This window comes from Streptomyces mirabilis, assembly GCF_039503195.1.
In the GTDB taxonomy this organism is placed as follows: Bacteria; Actinomycetota; Actinomycetes; order Streptomycetales; family Streptomycetaceae; genus Streptomyces; species Streptomyces mirabilis_D.
The window spans coordinates 9097080-9113154 of record NZ_JBCJKP010000001.1; the positions used below are offsets into that span (position 1 = coordinate 9097080).

Annotated in this window: 15 protein-coding genes, 1 tRNA gene and 1 pseudogene; 8 read left to right on the forward strand and 9 right to left on the reverse strand. The window is 69.1% G+C overall.

Annotated elements, in window-relative coordinates:
• Positions 1 to 65 precede the first annotated feature (65 nt).
• Positions 66 to 968 carry a hypothetical protein gene (locus AAFF41_RS41315; RefSeq protein ID WP_319754591.1) on the forward strand — a complete coding sequence of 301 codons (903 nt, stop codon included), beginning with the start codon at positions 66 to 68 and terminating at the stop codon, positions 966 to 968.
• 384 nt (positions 969 to 1352) lie between these two features.
• Positions 1353 to 1982 carry a hypothetical protein gene (locus tag AAFF41_RS41320; RefSeq protein ID WP_319754590.1) on the forward strand — a complete coding sequence of 210 codons (630 nt, stop codon included), beginning with the start codon at positions 1353 to 1355 and terminating at the stop codon, positions 1980 to 1982.
• Here the strand turns inward: AAFF41_RS41320 and AAFF41_RS41325 are convergent, their stop codons facing one another.
• From AAFF41_RS41325 to AAFF41_RS41335, 3 genes are all read right to left on the reverse strand, one after another.
• Positions 1983 to 3116: a hypothetical protein gene (locus AAFF41_RS41325; RefSeq protein ID WP_343325659.1), complete on the reverse strand. Its 1134-nt coding sequence runs from the start codon at positions 3114 to 3116 to the stop codon at positions 1983 to 1985. It abuts the gene before it with no gap.
• Between the two features lie 89 nt (positions 3117 to 3205).
• Positions 3206 to 4315: an ImmA/IrrE family metallo-endopeptidase gene (locus AAFF41_RS41330; protein ID WP_319754588.1), complete on the reverse strand. Its 1110-nt coding sequence runs from the start codon at positions 4313 to 4315 to the stop codon at positions 3206 to 3208.
• A gap of 345 nt (positions 4316 to 4660) precedes the next feature.
• The gene (locus AAFF41_RS41335; protein ID WP_319754587.1) at positions 4661 to 5206 is read right to left on the reverse strand and encodes a hypothetical protein; all 546 of its coding nucleotides are present in this window, start codon (positions 5204 to 5206) and stop codon (positions 4661 to 4663) included.
• Positions 5207 to 5688: 482 nt separating this feature from the next.
• Between AAFF41_RS41335 and AAFF41_RS41340 the strand changes: the two genes are divergently transcribed.
• Together AAFF41_RS41340 and AAFF41_RS41345 are read left to right on the forward strand one after the other, a co-directional pair.
• Positions 5689 to 5892 (forward strand): cold-shock protein, encoded by a 204-nt coding sequence (locus AAFF41_RS41340; protein WP_097282876.1) that lies wholly within the window; start codon positions 5689 to 5691, stop codon positions 5890 to 5892.
• Positions 5893 to 6459: 567 nt separating this feature from the next.
• Positions 6460 to 6795, forward strand: a complete 336-nt coding sequence (locus AAFF41_RS41345; protein WP_343325660.1) for a hypothetical protein — start codon at positions 6460 to 6462, stop codon at positions 6793 to 6795.
• A gap of 131 nt (positions 6796 to 6926) precedes the next feature.
• Here AAFF41_RS41345 and AAFF41_RS41350 read toward each other — a convergent pair whose 3' ends face one another.
• From AAFF41_RS41350 to AAFF41_RS41365, 4 genes and pseudogenes are all read right to left on the reverse strand, one after another.
• Positions 6927 to 7409, reverse strand: a complete 483-nt coding sequence (locus AAFF41_RS41350) for a DUF6328 family protein (protein ID WP_319754585.1) — start codon at positions 7407 to 7409, stop codon at positions 6927 to 6929.
• Between the two features lie 258 nt (positions 7410 to 7667).
• Positions 7668 to 8870, reverse strand: coding sequence for an IS110 family RNA-guided transposase (locus AAFF41_RS41355; protein WP_343325661.1), 1203 nt, complete (start codon positions 8868 to 8870; stop codon positions 7668 to 7670).
• A 389-nt stretch (positions 8871 to 9259) separates the two neighbouring features.
• Positions 9260 to 10444, reverse strand: coding sequence for an IS4 family transposase (locus tag AAFF41_RS41360; RefSeq protein WP_343325662.1), 1185 nt, complete (start codon positions 10442 to 10444; stop codon positions 9260 to 9262).
• 130 nt (positions 10445 to 10574) lie between these two features.
• Positions 10575 to 11381 (reverse strand): annotated as a pseudogene (locus AAFF41_RS41365) (SAM-dependent methyltransferase); the annotation flags it as partial.
• A 173-nt stretch (positions 11382 to 11554) separates the two neighbouring features.
• Here AAFF41_RS41365 and AAFF41_RS41370 point away from each other — a divergent pair.
• Positions 11555 to 12328, forward strand: a complete 774-nt coding sequence (locus AAFF41_RS41370) for a sulfite exporter TauE/SafE family protein (RefSeq protein ID WP_319749235.1) — start codon at positions 11555 to 11557, stop codon at positions 12326 to 12328.
• 21 nt (positions 12329 to 12349) lie between these two features.
• Positions 12350 to 13096, forward strand: coding sequence for a cobalt-precorrin-6A reductase (locus AAFF41_RS41375; protein ID WP_343325663.1), 747 nt, complete (start codon positions 12350 to 12352; stop codon positions 13094 to 13096).
• A gap of 9 nt (positions 13097 to 13105) precedes the next feature.
• Here the strand turns inward: AAFF41_RS41375 and cobF are convergent, their stop codons facing one another.
• Both cobF and AAFF41_RS41385 read right to left on the reverse strand, forming a co-directional pair.
• Entirely contained in the window at positions 13106 to 13876 is a 771-nt protein-coding gene (cobF, locus tag AAFF41_RS41380) for a precorrin-6A synthase (deacetylating) (RefSeq protein WP_319749233.1), read from the reverse strand.
• 136 nt (positions 13877 to 14012) lie between these two features.
• Entirely contained in the window at positions 14013 to 14540 is a 528-nt protein-coding gene (locus AAFF41_RS41385) for a DUF309 domain-containing protein (RefSeq protein WP_319749232.1), read from the reverse strand.
• Between the two features lie 100 nt (positions 14541 to 14640).
• Between AAFF41_RS41385 and AAFF41_RS41390 the strand changes: the two genes are divergently transcribed.
• Positions 14641 to 14714 (forward strand) — tRNA-Pro (locus AAFF41_RS41390).
• 803 nt (positions 14715 to 15517) lie between these two features.
• A complete protein-coding gene (locus AAFF41_RS41395; RefSeq protein ID WP_319749231.1) occupies positions 15518 to 15850 on the forward strand; it encodes a discoidin domain-containing protein in 333 nt (110 codons plus the stop codon).
• Positions 15851 to 16075 lie beyond the last annotated feature (225 nt).

Consider the following 16075-nt stretch of genomic DNA (forward strand, 5'->3'; position numbering starts at 1 on the left):
ATCCGCATCTTCGAGCGATTGGGGACCTGGTGGGGATATTTCGGCGCGGAGAGCGTCGTGATGGGGTGGACCTGCCGCGCGACGGGGAGTTCGCGTTCCTGTCCGAGGCGGAGGCTGCCCGGTTGCGTACCTTCGTCCGCGAGGCCTTCGCGGAGCGCGGCATCGAGGTAACGGTCGAACCGGGACGCGTGACCACGGACTCGGGTTGGCGCTTCGGCCTCTCCAATCTCGCGGCCGTGTGCCACCACGACAGCCGCGGCCCCCGGCGCTGGCGGACGCTGGTGGACGAACATGTTGACCGGGTCATCCGTTCGATGGATGGACCGCAGGCTCTCAGGGCCCTGCCGCACGAACGGCTCCTGACCCAGCTCTACCCTCGCTTTATTCCCAGCGATCCCGCGCTCCTGAAGGCCTTCGGGTACGGTCCCCAATCGGTCCCGGGCCTGCTGGAGGTGCTGGCGCTCGACCTCCCGGAAACCGTCGACATGCTGACCGCGGACTCCCTCTCCAATCTGGGTGACATCACGGCCCTTCGGGACCGCGCGTTCCAGAACCTACGGGCCGTCCGCGTTGACAGGCACAAGGTGGTCAGGGACAAGGACGGCTCCCACTTCGACGTGCTGATGGGAGGCTCGTACTTCATCGCGAGCCTCGCCCTGGTCCTCGACGAGGTCGTACGTCGCTACACCAAGGACGCACCCGCGCCGGACGGAATCCTGGTCACGCTGCCGCACCGGCACCAACTCGCCTTCCACGTCATCCGCGACAGGAGCGTGGCCCCCTCGCTGCACGCCATGGCCCGGTTCGCCGCCGTGGGCTTCGAGCAGTCACCGGGCGCGCTGAGCCCTTCGGTGTTCTGGTGGCACGAGGGCAGCTTTGCCCAGGTCGCGACGCAGGACAACGCGGGCCTGCACATCAGACTCACCCAGGAGGCCATGGACCTGGCGGCACGTTTCGCGGGCGGATAGCCAGGCCTGGCTCACCACGCAGCCTTGCAGTCACTTCGAATCGCCACCGGCGGACCGCATCGATTGAGACGACGGGCACCATCCGCGGGCGACGGCCCAGATCACATGAGATTCGAGGGAGCTCACCGTCTCAAGTGATCTGGTCCTCGCAGGTCCCAGCCCTGACTCCGAACCAGATCAATCGAGACGGGACATCTCTTCTTGACGTACAGAACCGGCCCGCAGGCCTGGGTGTCCGGGGAACGGCGGCTCTACCGTGCGGTCGGCGACATAGCACCGTGGCAAGGATTAGGCAGGTTTTTGGAACGTTTGGACGAGGCGGCCGTGCCCCATCGGATGGGATAGTCGGGGCCGCCGGGTGCGGCCGAAGTCGGATGAGGCAGGGTGAACGGCATGGTGACCTTGGCCAGCCCGTCGGTGGGCACGTCGGTACGCGCTGCCTCTGCGGCCCTGCTGGATCCTGCCGCGCTGTCTGTTTCGCTCCAGCTGATGGGCAGCCAGGCGCTGCTGTTCTACCGGCTTGACGAGGAAGAATGCGCGCGCCGCGCCCGCGTTTCAGCGGCCCGTCTGGACAGTCTTGATGCGCTGCAGACTCTTCTGGAGCTGCCCGTCGACGAGCCCGTCGCACTCGCGTCGCTGCCAGCACGTCTACGTTCGGCGGTACGGCGGCTTCCGGCCGGCGCCGCCGAGGTCGACCGCCGTGAGGTCACCCGGCGCGCGGTGCGGCCGGTCACCATTGATCTCGCTGTGGTCCGGGCGAGCGCCGTGGGCTGGCGCGGAGGGCTGGAGCAAGCCGGCCGTTTCGCCCCCTTCTGTCGGCGCGCACTCCTGCTGGACAGCGCTCCATCGGCGGCTGAGGAGATGCTGATGGACGCCGCCTTCTACGGCATCGGCATTCTGGTGGCCGACGGCGAGAGCGTGGACATGCTGCTGGAACCCCGGCCTTACACCCCGCGCCGTCATACCCCCGCAGCGTGGTGCTTCACCGAGGAGTTCCACCACCGCGTCGGCTAGTCACGGCTCGCTGCGGTCTGCGCCCGCCACCGGCCGTGCCACAGATGGCGACTGCTGCGCCACGGGAGCCTGCGCCCACTGCAGCAACTGCTGGGGCACCTTGAAGGCGCTGAACCCGGGATGGTCGAGTTCAGCGTTGAGCACCGGGTAGCGGTCCACTGCGCGCCGGCAGAGCTTCTGCCACCAGACGGGCCGCCCGTCCGGTTCGACGGCGTCCATGGTGCGCAGCCACTCCATCAGCACCGCCGCGTTGTGGGCGGCGGCCGGCACCTGCCAGTGATTGCTGACGAAGGTGTCCAGCACGAGCCCGTCGCAGGCCGCACACCGGCACACCGGCGCCAGGCCTGCGGCGAACCTCTTCGCCAGCGTCTCGCCGAGGAAGAAGTCCATCAGCTCCGGCAGCAGCACGGAGGGCGAGTTCGGTCCGCCCGGGGACCGCTTGGCCGCCTGGCCGGGCGGCACGATGTGCCGCACGCTGCTGGTGGCGCCGAAGGCGGTGAATGCCGCCCCGTGGGCAAGGGCCCCGAACGCCGCGAGGTCGGCACGCAGCAGTGCCGTGCCGGGCACCTCCGCCAGTAGCCGCTTGAGGTTGCCCACTGCCTGGGAGAAGCCGGCCAGCGGGTCCATCTGTCCGCCGAGCATGATTGCTTTGGGGTTCGGCACGAGATTGAGCCAGGCGATCAGCTGTCCGACTGCGTCGTCGCGCAGCCACCCCACGTCCACGGGAACACTGAAGAAGACGTGGGGGTCCTCCAGCTTGAGGACCTGGTGGACGGCGGCCTTGAGCGCGTCGGAGTCTTCCGCGTGCAGATATCCGGTGGGCGTCATGGCCGCCGTCGCGCCCGCGCGGTGGCCCACCTGCTCCTCGATTGAGAGCCTCAGCGGGTCGCCAAAGGCCAGCTGGCCTTGCGAGATGTCGGGGAAAGGATCATCCTCACTGGCCGCTGCCACGGTGTAGACGGCGGGATCCGCGAGCAGCGGTCCCGTGAACCCCTCCTCGCGCAGCTTGCGGACCTTTGCTGCCGCCCCGGGACCGCTGACGACGAGCCCGCTGCGCACTGGATCGAGGTGCTCGCGGATGTAACCGACCCGGCTCACTCCGGCCTGCAGGAGCATCCGGCCCCGCAACTGCATGGGTACAGCGGGCGGTTGGGTGAGAGGAGGGTCGGGAGGTTCCGCGGGATCGGAACCGGCGCCCGGGTGTGGGGAGGGGAACGGCTCAGTCATGGCCTCACCTTCGAAGCAAGATGCACCGCCGCGCCTTCGCGCGGGGCATACAGCAGCTGGAAATCCTCGGGCAGCAGCCGGGCACAGCGGGCCAGCTCCTCCTCGCTCATCCCCGCGGCCAGAGCCGAGTGGATCAGCCCAGGCACGTACCGGGGCCGCTCCCGGTCCACCTCGACCGGTTCGGCCGTGCGGTAGCCCAGCGCGGACATCTCCACCATCACGCTGCGGTACTGCCAATCCGTGACGATGTTCAGGCTCTGCGCCCGGCGCAGCAGCGCGGCCATCGACACCTTCCACTCCCGCTTCAGCCGGGCCAGCAGTTCCAGGTCCACGCGAGGCTGGAAGGCGGAGCGGATGTCACGCGCGGGCATGAGGAACTCGGAAGCGAATTCGTCGGCCTGCCGCTCCTGAGTGCCGCTGTCGCCGGGGGACTGGTGCAGGACCAGGTGCCCCAGCTCGTGCGCCAGGCTGAAGCGGTAGCGGTCTGCGGGCGCGTGCTGGTTGGCCAGGATGAGCGGCGGCTGCATTCCGTCCCACTGGCTGACCGCATCGAGCCGGCCGCTGCCCAGATCACGCGCGACCACCAGCGTTCCGGCCGCCTCCAGCGATGCGGTGATGTCAGTCGCCGGGCCCGGCAGCATGCCCCAGGCCTTGCGAACCTGCCGGGCTGCGTCCTTGGCCGTGGTCAGGGCATCGAGTACGACAGTGGGAATGGCCGCAGCCCGCACCCCGAGACCGGGGCGGCACGCGGCGATGCCCTGCAACTGTACGCGCGTCAGAGCGAGATGGGCATGCTGGCGCCGCAGGGCGGAGACGGTCAACGACGCACGCTTGCGGTGGTGGACGAGCCCCACGCCGATCCCGTGCACCTGCGGATTCAGACATAGCAGATCCGCCGGATACCCCAGCGCCGCCGCATACAGCTCCAGCCGCTCGCCCGAGACCGCCAGGCGGCCGCTCTCGGCGCGGCTCACATACCCCTGCGACACCACTGCATCACCGCCGGAGGCTTTCACCATCGCCTCAGCCACGTCGGCTTGCGTCATGCCGCGGAACTCCCGGGCCACCACCAGCATTGCCGGCTGCGCCGGACGTACGTCACTCACGTCGTACCACCTCAGATCAGACCTCAAAAGATTAGCTTCAAATATTCCTCCGCGTATCGAAGTTGACAACATTGACAGAACGTCAAGGAGAGCGGGTCGGGTGGTGGCTGGTGACGTGACGCTGTTGGTTCACGCGGTGACGCTGCAGTAGTTGCCCTGCCAAACCCCAACAGGCCCGATAGTCTCCCTTTCTTGGGGAGATAAGGGGTGGAAGTTGTATCTGGGGCGGGTCAGAGCCAAGGGTTTCAAGTCGCTGCTGGACATGGATGTTCCGTTGCGGCAGGGCGTGACGGTGGTGGTGGGGGAGAACAACTTCCACTTCCTGACAGTCGCTGTGCCGCCACGTCATGCGACCGTTCGCAGGGCGTTGCCGACGACCTTCGCCAACTCGTCGGCGGACTCGGGGGTCAGACGGTAGAACCCCTGGAGACTGACCGATCGTTCGAGACGGCCGTCCACCACGTATTTCAGACTGCGGGTCTGGCCTCGGCGGTTACGCCAGGTAAGCCCCGCCAGAAGATCGCCGGGGATCGGTGTATCGAAGCGTACGGGCGTCGCGTCCACGTGTACTGCCGCAGCGCCGCAGCCGCCGGCGCCGAGCATCGACCAGTCACCGTGCCCGGGAAACGCCGGGTCCTGCCACGTCTCGGGGGTGGTGCCGCAGCAGTCGCGCCGCTCCCTGTCGATCACTCGCATCCGACTCACCACGAACACGGCGCACCGGTTGACGTGCAGCGCGTACACCTCGTCCCCGACACGGGCACCCGACCAGGCGGGCAGGGAGGAATGGACGCCGCTGAAGGCGACCGGCGGCCGCTCGCCCACGCGGCCTGTCTTGCGCAGGGCACGGCAGGTGTCATGGGTCCACAAGACGGTGAAGGCATCAGACATGCCGTGATCCTATGAACGAGCACTGACAACCTTGAGTGGGACAACGCTCGTGGGGCTGGCTCACCCCTGCCGGCGCGGGGAGGACGAAGCCATCCCCACCGCCTACCGCGGAACCACCGGCTCACCCCCGCCTGCGCGGGGATGGTCCTGGTCGGGTTGGTGCCGGCCCTGGTCCTCCAGTCCCGGGGCCTCGAATGTCGGGCAACCCGAGGTCGGCGGCGCGTATGCTCCTACCGTCGCCGACCTCGGGATTTTGAGTGGTGACGAACGCAGCCTGCGAGGCCCACTCCGTGTTCCGGTGGCCCGAGTCTCACCGGCCGGTGTAGCGTCGTGATCAGCAGTCGTGGTTCCGAAGTCCCGTTCGCCCGTGATCGCATTCACGGGCGTTTTTGCTGTTCAACGCCTCTCCGGACCAGGGCGATCACCTCCGGATCCCGCACGGTGCGGGGCCCGATACGAGTCCCCTCGAAGGAGACAGGCACATGGCTACAGGCACCGTGAAGTGGTTCAACGCGGAAAAGGGCTTCGGCTTCATCGAGCAGGACGGCGGCGGCCCCGACGTCTTCGCCCACTACTCCAACATCGCCAGCTCCGGCTTCCGTGAGCTCCAGGAAGGCCAGAAGGTGAAGTTCGACATCACGCAGGGCCAGAAGGGCCCGCAGGCGGAGAACATCACCCCCGCGTAACGACGCACGAAGAAGACCCGGTCAATACATCCACCGGCCGGGTATGCGTCGGCCGTCGCCCCGCCTCCAGACCTGTACGGTCCGGACGGCGGGGCGTCGTGCATTGTCGAGGCTGCGGTAGTCACCGAGGTGCCGAACCCGTCGTCACGTTCCGGCAACAACTGCCCGCGCTCCGTGATCGGCTGCCACTGTGGCCGCACATCATCTCCACCAGGGGGCACCTGTGACCGTTCCGCCACCACCTCCCGCCGCGCCGCCGAAGAAGCGGAGCCTGGCAAAAGGCTGCGGGATCTTCGCTGCCGCGATCGTCGGCCTGTTCGTACTCTCTTCCGTCGTCGCAGGGATCACCAGCGCAGGGAAGAGCGGCACGAACAAGCACGACGCGAAGGCGCCAGCGTCCTCGTCGCCGAAGCCGTCGCCCAGCGAACGCCAAGCCCCCAAGCCGTCGACGGCCCCGAACGCCCGGGCCACCATCGTGACCGCGCTGCCGCCGGCCGAGGCCCGGAAGAAGGCCGCGGCGATCCTCCGAGCCAACGATGCCTACTACCAAGATGAGTTCAACACGGGGTGCCCGTCGTCCTCAACCGCGGCAACGCCGACAGCTATCCCGCCTTCCACTCCTGGTACGAGAAGGCCGCAACCGACGTGAAGCCGGGCATGGACGCGTTCAAGAAGGGCGACGCGTACTTCACCGCGGACGACGAACCGGCCTCGATCAGCGACTGGCAGGGCGACAACGGCACCCTCTCCGCTGACATCGCCCAGCTTGCCAGTGACGGCCTCGACGTCAGGGGCCCCGACGACGCGACGGCCCGGCAGAAGGTCCAGGAGGACGTGAGGAAGTTCCCCCACGACTTCCAAACCGCAGAGGCGGACGCGGACAAGGTCGCTGCGGGCAAGTAGGTCGCCGGGTCCGGGTACCTTGACGCTGTCGCGCCGTTGAGGGCGCTCGGGACTTGCTGGGGCCTCCGATAGGCCCCGGCACCGCCGTGGCCGGGCCTTGACCTCAGCTACGCGAAGCCGAGACGACGCGGTCACGGGTAGTACATGCGCCGGGCCACCCAGGGCAGCAGGAACCACAGGCCAGCGTAGATCGCTGTGGTCACAGCCGTGATGACGAAGGCTTCCACGCGGCCGAGTACGACGTCCATCAGCAGGAAGACGGCGCAGTTCAGCGACAGCATCAGCAGGACCAGGCCGATTTGCGCGAACCGGGCAGACATGGCAACGATGCGCGGCTTCAGGCCGCGGTGGAAAAGGCCGCGGTGCAGGGCGACAGGGGTAGCGAGAACTGCGGCGGTGACAACGGTCAGCAGCAGCGTGACGACGTAGGTATCGCTCTGGAAATCGTCGAGCTGCGGAAAACGGCTGGTGAACGCCAGCCCCAGGAGGAAGGCAAAGAGGATCTGCACGCCGGTCTGGACGACGCGCAGCTCTTGAAGGAGCTCGGCAAGGTTACGGTCGGCTCGCGTCTCGGGTTTCCTCACGATGCGCCCGCGGCTGCTGTCCTGGCTCATTCGACACGATCGTCACTGTCCTCTCGGCTTCAGGTGAATGCCACCAGCAGCGGGGCACGTGTCGCCCTGCGAATGACGACGAGCTGACCGACCGTGCGTCCGCCGACCCCAACCGTGCTCATATCGACATGGTTGCCAGGGTCACGGCCCCCTCATAAACGACAGACGATCACCCTGGGTTTGTGACGGACAGTCCGTCCGTCGCAAGCGGCAGGGGTTCCGACGAGACGTCTGTGGGGGGAGCCTCTATGTCTTTGGTCAAGCGATGCGTGGGGTTCGGGGTTCGTAGAAGGTGCCGTCGCGGAGCATGGCGAACAGGACGCTGATTCGGTGGCGGGCCAGGCGGAGGAGGGCCTGGGTGTGGGTCTTCCCGCGGGCTCGGCATCGGTCGTAGTAGGTGCGGGAGGCGGGATCGTGCAGGGCGGCGAACGCGGACAGGAACATCGCTCGCTTGAGCTGCCGGTTGCCGCCTCTGGGGGCGTGTTCGCTGTGGATCGAGGTCCCGGACGACTTCGTCGTGGGGGCGAGGCCGGCGTAGGAGGCGAGATGGGCGGCGGTGGGGAAGCTGGTGCCGTCGCCGACGGTGACCAGCAAGGTGGCGGCGGTCCTGACCGCGACCCCCGGAATCGAGGTCAGGACCGGGGAAAGAGGGTGAGCCTCCAGCAGCTGCCCGATCTGCGCTTCCAGAGCTCGTCGCTGTTCGTGGACGGCCGCGAGCGAGCGGGCCAGGGACGGGATCACGAGGTCGAGGGTGCCGGTGCCCGGGACCACGACGGTCTGCTCGTCGAGCGCGTCGAAGACCTCGTCGATCAGCCGGGTGGCCATGCGCGGGGCCTTGGGCCGGATCACCTCAACGAGCCTGCGGCGACCGGCCTTTCGCAGCGCGGCCGGGGAACCATAGCGTTCCAGCAGCCAGGTCACGGCGCTGTGGTCCAGGCGCGGTCCGAGGACGCGTTCCAGGCTGGGGTGGAACTGGGTGAGCATGCCGCGTATCCGGTTGGAGGTGCGGGTCGCCTCGGCCGCGAGGTCTTGGTCGAAGCCCACCAGCACGGTCAGCTCGGCGGTGATCTCGTCGGTCAGCTGAAGCGAGCGCAGGGTGTGCGGCATGGTCCGTGCGGCGTCCGCAATCACCGCGGCGTCCTTCTCGTCGGTCTTTGCCTCACCCGGATAGAGATCGGCGATCCGGCGCATGGACAGACCGGGCAGGTAGGCGACCTTGCAGCCCGCGTCCCGGGCGACCGTGAGCGGGAGGGCTCCGATGGAGGCGGGCTGGTCCACGATCACCAGAACAGTGCCGAACTTCGCCGCGAGCTTGTCGAACACGGCCCGCAGCTTCGGTTCGCTGTTGGGCAGGGGCTTGTCGAAGACCTTCTTGCCGGCCGGGGTGAGCCCGTGCCCGTGATGGGCGCTCTTGCCGACATCCAGGCCGAGGAAGACGCCCACGTCGTCGATGTCGTACAACCCGTCCTCCCGAACAGGACTCGTGCGGTGCTGGCCAGGGCGATGGCGCCGTACGCGCGCATCCACGTTATACAGACCTGCCGCCCACAAGATGCCGGGCATTGCGCCAGGCCAGGCGGTAGTCAGACCTCTCATCAGCGTCTCCAACGGCACCCCTCGGGCCCGGTGACACCACCCCCCAGGTCATCCGTTCCAATGCCGTTGCTTTTGGTGGTTACTGCCATCTGTGGTTCACCGTGATGACGGCTGATGGGCGGCGGTGGCTAGCAGGTTCGTCGGGGGCCTTGCTGCTGAACGGGGTGATCGACGACTTCAGTTTGCGGGGGCAGTCGCGTGAGCGTCGTCGTGGCAGGAGAGACCAGCGGATCTCGGCAAGGCCGAGCAGACGGTCATGATTTCGGGCTGAGGGGGGAAGAGCCGCACGGCGCGATCACCGAGCGGCGGACCACATGCAGGGCCCGGGTAAACGATGTCCGATCGGCGGAAGTCTGCGCGATCCGGGCCACCTCGTTGAGCAGGTCGCGGGTCGCGTGGTGGACGATCAGGTGGGCATAGATCTCCTGCCTGACCCCGTCCGGAGTCTGCGATCGCAGGACCGGTCTGCCGCGCTGGTGAGTCTTGATGTCGTCGAAGACGATCTCGATCTCCCAGCGCCGGGCATACAGGGTGGCGAGTTCGGCGGCCGGATACTCCTCATGGTCCGTCAGGCTGGTGACAAGCCGGATCACGTCCGCCTGGCCGTCGACGCGGTACTCAATCACTCTCACCAGAGCTGGTGGAGCTTTGACGGTTCCGGCAGCCTTGGCGTGCTTGTTCGCCTGGATCCGGGCCAGGTAACTTCCGTCCGGCAGGACGTCCTGGACCCTGCGGGCGGCCCGCCGCTCGATCCTCCACAGCAGGTGGGCGCCCCGGTCGCGAAAGCGGTGCCAGCGGGCCAGGCCCCAAAGTCCGCGGTCGGCCAAGACCAGTGTCCCGGCCCCGATATGGGCTTCCAGTTCGTCGGACACGATCCGCTCGGAGTCCTTCCAGCCGCCGATCACCGCGTCCAGTACCGCGTGCGACGAGCACTCCGACACCGCGACCACCCGGGCCTGCGGATAGCCCATCGGACTGCGTTGCGAGCCGGACTTGCCGAACGTTTCCCGGTTGCCGGGCGAGTCGGGGACGGCCAGCAGCATTCCGTCCAGGGCCAGGACCCGTAGCCCGTGGAAGAGTTCCGTCCTGTGGCCCAACGGTCGGGCCACGGCCCGGAACAGCTCTCGCATGACCGGCCAGCCCAGCCTCTGCCTCGCACGCGTCAGAGATGACTTGTTCACCCCCGCCCAAGGCCGAAGCGTCGGCTCGCCGGCCTTCACCAGCCGCAGGACCTCCAGGTAGTCGGCCTGCGGAAACAGGCACAGTGCGAGCACGAAGTACACCGTGAACCGGGCCGACAGCACACGTCGGCGTTTCTCCGCACACCCAGCCTCGGCAACGACCCGGTCCACCAGCTCAGCAGGACACGACCGAGTCAGGATGCCCAACCCCAGCCGCTCCAGACGCGACACCAACACGCATGGCTCAACACCACGCACACCCCAAAAGCAACGGCATTGTCATCCGTTCGACAGGGGGAACAGTCATGCCGGGCCCGGAGGCCAGCGGCCCTCTTGCAGGACCGCGAAGAACATAACGGGGGTGGCCGAGTGCCTCAGGAACGGGGGACTTGAAGCCGACCGCGCCGAACAGCGGGACGGGCGCGTCGCCGATCTCGTCCTCGTCCAGCGCGAGCTCGGGATGCCACTTCGACACCGACACCACCCCGGGGTCGACGAGGTCGAGTCCCCGGAAGAAGCGGCTGACCTCGGTGTGCGAGCGGGCCACGAGGGTCACGCCGCCCGCCGCGTACGCCTCGATCCCGGTCGCGACCGTCACGGGGTCGTATGCGCCGGTCAACGCGGACAGGACCAGACAACTGCCCGGCGCCAGCGCGTCGACCAGGGTGTCCACCAGGTCGTACGCGCCGTCCTCCTCGGCGATGAAGTGCATCAGCGCGATCAGCGACAGCGCGACGGGCCGGTCGAAGTCGAGGACCTGGGCGGCCTGTTCGAGTATCTTCCCCGGTTGCCGCGCGTCGGCCTGGATGTACTCCGTCACACCCTCGGGGGTGCCGCGCAGCAGGGCCTCGGCGTGGGCGAGGACGATCGGGTCGTTGTCCACGTAGACGACCCGCGCGTCCGGGGCGGCGGCCTGGGCGATCTGGTGGAGGTTCGGCTCCGTGGGGATGCCGGTGCCGATGTCGAGGAACTGGCGGATGCCGGTCTCCCGGACCAGCCAGCGGGTGGCACGCTGCATGAACCAGCGGTTGCTACGGGCCGAGCGGGGGGCGCTCGGGTCCGTGGACATGATCCGTCGCCCGAGTTCCTCGTCGACCGGGTAGTTGTCCTTGCCGCCGAGGAACCAGTCGTACATCCGCGCCGGGTGCGGCCTGCTGGTGTCGATCCGCTGGGCGGAAGGCCCGGTCGCGGTCATGCGGCACTCCTCTGCTCACGCTCGTGTTGATGTTCGAGCAGTCTGCCACGGGAGTGGGACCGGGTGGGGGCGTTCTCCGGGGCCCCGACCCACGGGTCACCCGCCGCCGCAGGGGTCACCTGGCGAGACGGTCCTTACGCCGGGACATGCGTGCGCCTAGCATCGGTTCCCGCATGAACACGATGACGCTCTGGCACATATCCATCGGGGAGTTCGCCGCGCTCGCCGCCGCGGCCCTGCTCGTCGGCTTCTCGAAGACCGCCGTGAGCGGCGCCAACACGGTCAGCCTGGCGATTTTCGCCGCCGTGCTGCCCGCCCGCGCCTCGACCGGCGTGCTCCTGCCCCTCCTCATCGTCGGGGACGTGCTCGCCGTGCTCACCTACCGGCGGCACGCCCACTGGCCCACGCTGTGGCGGCTGTTCCCGGCGGTCGCCGCGGGCGTCGTGTTCGGCACGCTGTTCCTGGTGTGGGCCGACGACGGGATCGTACGGACCTCGATCGGCGCGATCCTGCTGCTGATGGCGGCGGTGACGATGTGGCGCCGCCGCGCCGCCGCCCAGGACGAGGAACCCGACTCGGTCTCGACCCGGGCCGGCCGGGTCAAGGCTCGCTCGTACGGCGTCCTCGGCGGCTTCACCACGATGGTCGCCAACGCGGGCGGCCCGGTGATGTCGATGTACCTCCTGTCGGCCGGCTTCCGCAAACTCGGCTTCCTGGGCACCTCGGCCTTCTTCTTCCTGATCGTGAACGTCTCCAAGGTGCCCTTCAGCGTGGGCCTCGGGCTCATCGACTGGCATTCGCTGCTCCTGGACGCGGCGCTAGCGATCTTCGTCGTACCGGGGGCGCTCCTCGGGAAATGGGCCGTGCACCGCATCAACCAGATCCTGTTCGAGCGGCTGGTCATCGCGGCGACGGTGGTGGGCGGGGTGCAGCTCCTGCTGCGCTGACCACCTCGTAGGCTCGACCCCGTGTCCCCCCACGTCCTGGTCCTCGGCGGCACCACCGAGGCACGCCGACTCGCCGCCGAACTGGCGGCGCGCCCCGGTGTCCGCGTGACGACCTCCCTGGCGGGACGCGTCTCCCGGCCGGGGGCGCTCGACGGGGACGTCCGCGTCGGGGGCTTCGGCGGGGCGGACGGGCTGGCGCGGTGGCTGCGCGAGCACCGGGTGGACGCCGTGGTCGACGCCACCCACCCCTTCGCCGCCGCCATCACGGCGAACGCGGCGCGCGCCGCCGCGGCCGCGGGAATCCCGGCCGTGGTGCTGCGCCGCCCCGGCTGGGCCTCCGGCCCCGACGACCGCTGGCACTGGGCCGGTTCCCTCCCCGAGGCCGCCGCGCTCCTCCCGTCCCTGGGCCGCCGTGTCTTCCTCACCACGGGCCGCCTGGGCCTCGCGGCCTTCGCCCACCTCTCCGAACTCCACTTCCTCGTCCGTACGGTGGAGCCCCCCGAGCCGCCGATGCCCCAGGACATGGAAGTGCTGCTCGCCCGGGGACCCTTCACACCGGACGAAGAGCGGACCCTGCTGCGCGCACACCGGGTCGACGTGCTGGTGACCAAGGACAGCGGAGGAGAGGCGACGGCCGCCAAACTGACCGCCGCACGCGACCTCGCCCTCCCCGTGGTCGTCGTACGCCGCCCCCCGCTCCCGGCGGACGTGACCACCGCGCCGGACGTGCCGTCGGCCCTGGCCCTGCTGGATCTCGGACCTCGCTGACGACAGGGCCTAGCCGCGCGGATGCCTGCGCAGCAGATATGTGTCCATGATCCAGCCCTTGCGATCCCGTGCCTCGGCCCGCAGCCGCTCGATGCGCGGGGCCGTCTCGGCGATCGGACCGGAGGCCAGGATCTCGTCGGGCGTACCGATGTAGGCGCCCCAGTAGATGTCGATGTCCTCGTCGGCGTACCGCCGGAACGTCTGATGGGCGTCGAGCATCACGACCACGTCGTCGACACCCTCGGGGAAGCCCTCCGCGAGCCGCCGCCCCGTGGTGATCTGGACGGGACGGGCCACCCGGTTCAGTCCGGTCCGATGGCGGGCGACCAGCGCGGAGACGCTGCTGATGCCGGGCACGACCTCGTACGTGAACGCCACCGCGCCCCGCTCCAGGATCTCCTCCAGGATCCCGAGCGTGCTGTCGTACAGCGCGGGATCCCCCCAGACCAGGAACGCGCCGCTCTCGTCCTCGCCCAACTCCTGCGCGATCAGCCGCTGGTAGATGTCGGCGCGGGCACTGCGCCAGTCGCCGACGGCGGGGGAGTACGCGGTGCCACCGGCGGCCCGGTCGCGGTCCGGGTCGCGCGCCTCGACCAGGCGGTAGGACCCCTCCGGTATGTGCGCGTCGAGGATGTCACGGCGGAGCTGGACGAGGTCCGACTTCACCTCGCCCTTGTCCAGGATGAAGAACACGTCCGTGCTCCTCAGCGCCTTGACCGCCTGCAAGGTGAGTTGGTCGGGGTCGCCCGCGCCGATGCCGATGACATGAATCTTTCGCACACCCCGAGTCTGCCGCACGCCACTGACGGCGGACGCACCGCACCCGCGTGACGCCGCACGCACCGCGCGCCGAACGGCTGCCGCCCCCGTAGATCCAGCGCTCCCGCACTCACCGGTCCCGGCGGCTCCGCACCCGTCAGCCCCGGCGCCCCCGCAGCCGGGGCGCCCACGTCACCGCGCTGATCGCGGCGCCCTCACGCTCCACGACCGTCGCCAGCTCGCGTGCCCAGGAGGCGAGTTCGGCGAGGTCCAGCTCATGCGGACGGGCCCGGCCGGCCGCCCCCGCCGCCCACTCCTCGACCGCCCCGGCCCCGCGCCGCAGCAGCCGGGCGCCGCCCGTCGTGTTCCCACGGGCCGCGTGGGTGAGCCCCACCGCGAGCTGTGCCAGCCCACGCCAGAGCGTGCGCTCTCCCTCGGGGCCCGACTTCCAGGCGTCCTCGAAGACCTCGTGCGCGTGGAACGGCTTCCCCGCGTCCAACAGCGCCTGCGCCTCGGTGACCGTCTCCTCGGGGCTGCGGACGACGCCCTCCGGTTGCCGCTCCACGCCGTCGGCGCCGTACGGCAGCGGCCGTCCCAGTCCGTCCCGGGGCCGGGCGTTCCGCGCCCGCCCCGTCGTGTCCCGATCCCGCCCGTTGCTCCGCCGACCTCCGGATGTTGCGTTCATGCCCCGATTGTCGCGCGCCCCGCGCCCCCTTCGGAGCAGCCCCCGACGTGGGGTAAAGTTCTGTTCGCGCGATCACGCGGAACACTGCGGGTGAACGCACCGGGACGTGGCGCAGCTTGGTAGCGCACTTGACTGGGGGTCAAGGGGTCGCAGGTTCAAATCCTGTCGTCCCGACTTTTCGAAGTCGCAGGTCAGGGGCCGTTTCAGAGAGATCTGAAACGGCCTTTTGATCATTCTTGGGGACCAGCTGGGAACCGGCCCACCTGCGCAGGCCGGAAGCGCAGCTGGACTCCGTCAAGGTGCGCCATGCGGCCCGTCCACGGACGAGCCGGGAACACCTCGGCTCGCGCGGAGACGACCGGTACGCCCAGCAGTTCACCGTCGCCGCGGCCACGCCGCGGTGCTCAGATCGGCGATCAAGGCCTCGACCTGGGCTGTCCACCGCGGTCATCGGTAGCAGCCGTGTGAAGGCGAACGCGCTCGACGCGGCGAGGTAGGGCGATCGCAACAGCACGGTCCACCAGCCAGAGCCGCCCACCCCGCGATCACCGGCCGTTCGCGACCTTCTGCGGGTGCGGACCGTGGACGGGAATTTCTGCAGCGGCAAGGTGCCGAGGGGACGCGCCACTCTCCATCCGGGATTTGCGGATTTTGACAAGAAACTTGCAGTGATTTACATGATTCATTCTTTGCTTCGTCAGAATCTAGCGGGGGGATGGGGGCTCTGTACGGTCGGGGCGCCGGTTTCCCGCACTCCTTGCGGGAGGATCACATGCCGACGATCCCCAGAGGCCCTGCGCGGCATCCGCCGCGCCGGGCGCCGACGGGCGGTGGCCGCCGTCGCCGCGATCGGCGCGATGTGCGTGTCCGTCTTACCGGCCGCCGCCACACAGGGGCGCCGCCGTCCCATGCGCTCCGGGCCGGCGCGACGGCCCCCGCTCCCCGGCAGGCGCAGGCGGCGGCGAGCGGGGCGGTGGGTGCGGGGCTCCTACGGGGAGAGCGCCCACAACACGTTTCCGCAGGGGGCCCAGGTCGACCTGGGCTCGGCCCGGAGTGCCTCCCGCGTGGTCCCGCAACTGTCCGCCGGCTGGGGCGCCCGCACCCAGACCCTGACCCTCGGCGACAGCACCGACGGCACCACCTTCACCACCCTGAAGTCCTCGGCCGCCCACACCTTCGACCCGAGCACCAGGAACACCGTCACGCTCACCTTCCCCGCCGCCACCCAGCGCTACTTCCGCGTCACCGTCACCGCGAACAGCGGCTGGCCCGCGGGCCAGGTGTCCGAGTTCCAGATCTGGACCTCCTGACCCCACCCTCCCCTCGGTGCCGCCGGACACTCCGTCCGGCGGCACCGCCGTGTGCGCGGCCCGCTGCTGGGCGCAGCCTCAGGACGGCACATTAGATCTTGCGGGCTGAATTTTTATTGTTGCAATGTTCTGTCTGGTTCTTGCGTGTCCATGTCGACGATATTACGGTCCCCCACGCGTCGTTACCGCCCCCTGCCTCCCCCCTCTCCCTTTGAGCCCCGTCCC

What these genes read in the sequence shown, in the direction of transcription:
- AAFF41_RS41325 (WP_343325659.1), bottom strand. Translation starts at nt 3,116, where the DNA reads ATGCAGTTGCGGGGCCGGATGCTCCTGCAGGCCGGAGTGAGCCGGGTC.
- AAFF41_RS41335 (WP_319754587.1), bottom strand. Translation starts at nt 5,206, where the DNA reads ATGTCTGATGCCTTCACCGTCTTGTGGACCCATGACACCTGCCGTGCC.
- AAFF41_RS41340 (WP_097282876.1), top strand. Translation starts at nt 5,689, where the DNA reads ATGGCTACAGGCACCGTGAAGTGGTTCAACGCGGAAAAGGGCTTCGGC.
- AAFF41_RS41350 (WP_319754585.1), bottom strand. Translation starts at nt 7,409, where the DNA reads ATGAGCCAGGACAGCAGCCGCGGGCGCATCGTGAGGAAACCCGAGACG.
- AAFF41_RS41370 (WP_319749235.1), top strand. Translation starts at nt 11,555, where the DNA reads ATGAACACGATGACGCTCTGGCACATATCCATCGGGGAGTTCGCCGCG.
- AAFF41_RS41385 (WP_319749232.1), bottom strand. Translation starts at nt 14,540, where the DNA reads ATGAACGCAACATCCGGAGGTCGGCGGAGCAACGGGCGGGATCGGGAC.